Here is a 1,786-nt window from a genome sequence, read left to right on the forward strand (position 1 = left end):
GGGTTGAGCATCAACACCTCTCCACTGACCTGGGTGCCGGTCTCAACGGCGGTCCCCGGCAGGGCCGCCTTCAACTCTTCCAGGGATTCCCCGGAAAGATTGGTGTTCCAGACAAAGAGCTTTTTGAGCTGATCCATTTCCGAAAGGTGCTCCACGGCGGTTTCATCCAGCGGATTGCCGGAAAGGGAGAGCAGGCTCAGGTTTTCAAGGGCTGTCAGGTGTTGCAGCCCATCCCCTTTGATGGAGGCAAAATTAAGGTACAGTTTCTCCAGGTTGGCAAAAGGGGCCAGGGATTCCAGGTCGGCATCCCCCACGGGCATGTTGTTCAGGTTGATGGACACGGTCTGCTGGTGTACCGGGCCAAGGTCTTTTAAGGATTCGGGGTCAAAACTGGCCCTGCCGAAGTAGCTGACCGAGAGTGCCGGGGATTCCAGGCCCAGGGGCTGCACCTTGCGGTAAAAATTGTTGAGCTCCTCTACGGTTTCATCGGAAACCTTTTTAAAGTCATAGCTTTTGGGGGCAGCCGTAAACTTATCGACCGCCAGGCTGTAAATGGAGCTGCTGTCCGGAAGCTCCAGGACCTTCTTGTCCATAATGGCACCGCTGCTGATCCATGCTTCCAGGATGGCTTTTTCCCCGTCGGTAAGCTGGGGCTTGCCCTCCGGGGGCATGTGTTCTTCGTTTTCTTCGGGCAGGTTGATCCGCTGGGCCATGAGGCTGTTTTCCAGATCATGGGGCACCAGGGCAGGCCCTGATTCCCCGCCTTTCAGCAGGTTTTCGGGGCTGTCCATCCTGAGTTCGCCTTTCTGCTTGGAGGCCTTGTGGCAGCCTACACATTTGTTTTCAAGGATGGGATAGACCACATGGGCAAATACTTCTGCTTCTTCCAGGCTCACCGTGACCGCATTGTCTTGCTGCAGGGGGGCAGTGATGAAATTGTCTCCGTGGGTAATGGAGGCCCCCAGATGCCCGGAAACTACAACGGCCAGGGCCAGAAAAGCCGAGCCGGCCTTGATGAGCAGCTGCCTTTGGCTGTCCAAAAAGTAGTAGAGCAGGGAGGCGGTCCAGAATACTCCCAGACCGGTCCATTTGTGCCAGACCAGGGCTTCCTGTGCGTATCCCGACTCATGGGACAGCAGCAGGCCGGCGATAACGGTAAAGCCTGCGGTAAGGGTGCCCAAGAGCAAAAGGTCAGTGCCGTACAAGTGGCTGTCCTCTTTATTTTTCAACAAGTCAGGAATGGCGACCAGCAGCAGGGCCAATAAAATGATGACAATGGGAAAATGCAGGAGCAGGGGATGCATTCTCCCGAATACATGCAGCCAGTCGGGGATCAGGACCCGGTTTTCCGCCACCACCAGAAACAATACAAATACGTTGACGGCAAATAGGACCTGGCCCAGTATGGCCTTCAGTTTGGATGATAACATAAAAGAGCGAATAGGGGGTTTACCAAGAATTACAAGGGTCAGGCCATGATGTCCTTGACCAGGTTGCCGGCCACGTCGGTGAGCCGGTATCTTCTGCCCTGGTGCCTGAAGGTCAGTTTTTCATGGTCCACGCCCAGCAGGTGCAGCATGGTGGCGTGAAAATCATGGACATGGACGGGGTCTTTGACGATATTGTAGCCGAATTCGTCCGTTTCCCCGTAGGTGATGCCCGGTTTCACGCCGCCGCCGGCCATCCATATGGAAAAGGCCCTGGGGTGGTGGTCCCTGCCGTAATTTTCGGCCGAGAACCTTCCCTGGCAGTAATTGGTACGTCCAAACTCCCCGCCCCAGATGAC

General features: G+C 55.7%; 2 protein-coding genes. Both read right to left on the bottom strand.

Going from position 1 to position 1,786, the window contains the following annotated elements; all coding sequences use genetic code 11:
- On the bottom strand, positions 1 to 1,430 hold a 1,430-nt coding region (locus G9Q97_RS24610), incomplete at its 3' end, for a c-type cytochrome domain-containing protein (RefSeq protein ID WP_166151928.1).
- A gap of 38 nt (positions 1,431 to 1,468) precedes the next feature.
- Positions 1,469 to 1,786 (bottom strand): DUF1501 domain-containing protein (locus G9Q97_RS24615; RefSeq protein WP_166151930.1); only part of this gene is annotated, 318 nt, incomplete at its 5' end.

Source organism: Cyclobacterium plantarum, from assembly GCF_011290685.1.
Classification (GTDB): Bacteria; Bacteroidota; Bacteroidia; order Cytophagales; family Cyclobacteriaceae; genus Cyclobacterium; species Cyclobacterium plantarum.